The sequence below is a fragment of the Actinoallomurus acaciae genome, from assembly GCF_042429965.1.
Classification (GTDB): Bacteria; Actinomycetota; Actinomycetes; order Streptosporangiales; family Streptosporangiaceae; genus Actinoallomurus; species Actinoallomurus acaciae.
Genome location: NZ_JBHLZP010000746.1, coordinates 1 through 3,114 on the forward strand (window position 1 = coordinate 1; position 3,114 = coordinate 3,114).

The 3,114-nt window shown below is 72.8% G+C and carries 4 protein-coding genes; all 4 read left to right on the forward strand.

Annotated elements, in window-relative coordinates:
- Positions 1–273 precede the first annotated feature (273 nt).
- Positions 274–1,116 carry a metallophosphoesterase family protein gene (locus tag ACFFNX_RS46235; RefSeq protein WP_378212708.1) on the forward strand — a complete coding sequence of 281 codons (843 nt, stop codon included), beginning with the start codon at positions 274–276 and terminating at the stop codon, positions 1,114–1,116.
- The gene (locus ACFFNX_RS46240) at positions 1,116–1,805 is read left to right on the forward strand and encodes a 4'-phosphopantetheinyl transferase family protein (protein ID WP_378212705.1); all 690 of its coding nucleotides are present in this window, start codon (positions 1,116–1,118) and stop codon (positions 1,803–1,805) included. Before ACFFNX_RS46235 ends, ACFFNX_RS46240 begins: the two co-directional genes overlap by 1 nt.
- 46 nt (positions 1,806–1,851) lie before the next feature.
- The gene (locus ACFFNX_RS46245; protein WP_378212706.1) at positions 1,852–2,550 is read left to right on the forward strand and encodes an LppX_LprAFG lipoprotein; all 699 of its coding nucleotides are present in this window, start codon (positions 1,852–1,854) and stop codon (positions 2,548–2,550) included.
- Positions 2,547–3,114 (forward strand): MFS transporter (locus ACFFNX_RS46250; RefSeq protein ID WP_378212707.1); only part of this gene is annotated, 568 nt, incomplete at its 3' end. The genes ACFFNX_RS46245 and ACFFNX_RS46250, both read left to right, overlap by 4 nt.

Consider the following 3,114-nt stretch of genomic DNA (forward strand, 5'->3'; position numbering starts at 1 on the left):
CCTCACGGAGGGCGCGGCCGGCCGCCTGCGTGCCGCCGCGAGCGGCCCGGCGGAGGGGGCGGGGGCGGAGTGACCCGCCGCCCGCCGGAAACAGGGGTGGTGATCGCCGGAAACCGGGGTTTCCCCCTGCGCGCAGTCTTTCTATATTCGGCGTGAGCGCTCTTGATCGGGCGCGGAGACCGCCGCGGCCGGCGTACGGAGCGGTCGGCTCGTACGGGCGACGGGAGGAGCACGGTTGTCAACGGCCGGATCGGGGTCCGGCAGGTACGCCCGGTGAGCCCGGGCGGGAGCCTGCTGGCCATCAGCGACCTGCACACCGCCTACGAGGCGAACCGGAAGATCGTCTCGGGTCTGCGGCCCGAGACCGACGAGGACTGGCTCATCGTCGCCGGCGACGTCGGAGAGATCTTCGCCGACATCGAGTGGACCCTGCGCCTGCTCGGCGAGCGCTTCGCCAAGGTGATCTGGACGCCGGGCAACCACGAGCTGTGGACGCCGCAGGCGGATCCGGTCCGCCTGCGCGGCGAGCACCGCTATCGGCGGCTCGTCGAGCTCTGCCAGAGCCTGGGCGTCGTCACGCCGGAGGACCCCTACCCGGTCTGGCGCGGCCCGGGCGGGCCGGTCACCGTCGCTCCGCTGTTCGTACTGTACGACTACAGCTTCCGCCCTCCCGGCCTGAACACCAAGAAGGCGGCGCTGGAGCGGGCGTACGAGGCCGGCGTCGTGTGCACCGACGAGTTCCAGCTGCACCCGGATCCGCACCCGAGCCGTGACGCCTGGTGTCATGTGCGGATCGCCGAGACCGAGCGGCTGCTCGCCGCGCGCGACACGTCGCTCCCGACCGTTCTCGTGAGCCATTTCCCGCTGGTCCGCGACCCCACGCTGGTGCTGCGCCACCCGGAGTTCGCGCTCTGGTGCGGCACGGAGCGCACCGCCGACTGGCACCGGCGCTACAACGCCGTCGCGGCCGTCTACGGGCACCTGCACATCCCGCGGACCACCTGGTACGACGGGGTCCGCTTCGAAGAGGTCTCCCTGGGCTACCCGCGCGAGTGGGAGCCGCGCCGCGGCACCCCGGGCCGGTTCCGCCGAATCCTGCCGGCCGAGACGGTCTGATGATCGAGGAGATCCTGCCGCCCCTGGTCGCCTCGGCGGAGGCGTTCGACGACCGGGACGCCGTCGCCCTCTTCCCCGAGGAGGAGGCGGCGGTGGCGCGTGCGGTGGACAAGCGCCGCCGGGAGTTCACCACGGCCCGCGGGTGCGCGCGCCGGGCCCTGGCCGTTCTCGGCCTGCCGCCCGTGCCGATCGTGCCGGGCGAGCGCGGCGCCCCCGGTTGGCCCGCCGGCGTGGTCGGCAGCATGACCCACTGCGACGGCTACCGCGCGTCCGCGGTCGCGCGGGAGGAGCAGGTCCGTACGGTCGGGCTGGACGCCGAGCCCAACGAGCCGCTGCCGGACGGCGTGCTGGAGGTCATCGCCACCCCTTCCGAGCGCGCCTGGATCGAGCAGCGGGACGGAGACCGTTCGAGCGTCTGCTGGGACCGGCTGCTGTTCAGCGCCAAGGAGTCGATCTACAAGGCGTGGTTCCCGCTGACCCGCCGCTGGCTGGACTTCGAGGAGGCGGTCGTCACGCCGGACCCGGACGCGCGAACGTTCACCGCGCTCCTGCGCGTCCCCGGGCCGGTCGTCGACGGCCGTGCGCTCACCGGGTTCACGGGCCGCTGGACGGTGAGCCGCGGGCTCGTCGCGACCGCCATCGCCGTCCTGGCGGCCGTCCCGGAACGACCCGCCGCGGGTCCCCGCTGAGGCGATCTTCGCAACCCGCGGCGGGTGCCACGCTATGTTCTGCTGTATGTCGTCTTCCCGGGCGAGGTTCACCGGCCTGCTCACCGTCGTGCTCGCGATCGTCCTCACCGCCGGCTGCTCGGGTGGGGGCGGTTCGGGTGACCGCCCTCCAGGCGGGCCCCTGCTCCAGCAGGCGGCGAACGTCCTGCGCGGGGTCACCAGTCTCAGCTTCACCCTGCGGACGAGCGGCGACCCGGACATCACCGTCAAGAGCGTCGACGCGAAGCTGCTGAAGAACGGCAACTCCCAGGGGTCGGTCCAGGTGACCGAGCTGGGCATGCCGATCCAGCTCGACTTCGTCGTGATCGGCAAGACCGCGCACTTCAAGGGGCTGACCGGCGGATGGCAGCAGGAGCCGCTGTCCAAGGTGGCCGGCATCTATGATCCGTCCGCCATCCTCGACCCCGACCGGGGGCTGGTGCAGCTCCTGCTCACCGCGAAGAACGCCGAGACGAAGGGCGAGGACAAGGTGGCCGGCCAGGACTGCCACCGCGTCCACGCGACGCTGGCCCGCGCCGCGCTGAGCCGGCTCGTGCCCGGCATGGACGCCGACGCGCCCGCCGACATCTGGGTCTCCGCCGCCGACAAGCACGTGCTCAAGTCCGAGGTGGAGGTTCCGTCCAAGAACGGCGGCAAGCCGGGCAAGGTGACGATCACTTTCGCCGACTTCGGCAAGCCGTTCCCGATCAGCGCGCCGGCCAAGTGAACGCCGAGGGGTACGGAGCGCGTCGCGTCGCGATCGGCGTGGGCGGCGTCGTCGTGCTCCTCGCGGCCATCGACGCGTACGTCGTCGTCACCGTTCTGGTGACCATGGTCGGCGACCTCGGTGTGCCGGTGAACCACATCGAGCGCGCCAGCCTGGTCGTCACGGCGTTCCTGCTCGGCTACGTGGCGGGGATGCCGCTGCTCGGCCTGCTCTCGGACCGGTTCGGCCGCCGGGTGATGCTCCAGGCCTGCCTGGCCGGGTTCGCGGCCGGGTCGGCGGTCACCGCGCTGGCCGGTTCGATGCCGACGCTGATCACGGGCCGGGCGCTCCAGGGGCTCGCCGGGGGAGCGCTGCTGCCGATCACGATGGCCCTCGCGGGCGACCTGTGGGACGAGGAGCGCCGTCCCGCCGTGCTCGGCGGGGTCGGCGCCGTGCAGGAGATGGGCAGCGTGCTCGGCCCGCTGTACGGCGCCGCGGTGGCCGCCGTCGCCGGCTGGCGCGGCATCTTCTGGATCAACATCCCGGTGGCGCTGCTCGCGATGATCGCCGTGCAGTGGACGGTGC